Raw genomic sequence first — 308 nt, forward strand, 5'->3', positions numbered from 1 at the left:
AATCCGAGTACATTATCTAGTATCATGATCATGGCAATGTAATAAACCACATAGGCAACAACACTTTTAATTAATTTCTTTAGTGTGTTTTCTCTACGTTCGGTAATCCGTATGGGGGCATTTTCTCTTCTTCTAAATAATCGATCGACTACTTTTCGAGTAATACGTACAATAGCAAATGCTAACGCGATGATCACCAGAATTTTAAGAGCACCTTCCCCTAACGTCCACCAAAGCTCAGGACCAGTAAGATAATCCCAGAGTGTTGTAATATCCTCAATTCCTTGTTCTACATTTTTTTCTACATT

General features: G+C 36.7%; 1 pseudogene. It reads right to left on the reverse strand.

Features of this window, described 5'->3' with window-relative positions:
• Window positions 1-308, reverse strand: a pseudogene (locus JKP73_RS22515) (mechanosensitive ion channel family protein); the annotation flags it as partial.

This window comes from Virgibacillus salexigens (assembly GCF_014905415.1).
Lineage (GTDB): Bacteria > Bacillota > Bacilli > Bacillales > Amphibacillaceae > Virgibacillus > Virgibacillus salexigens.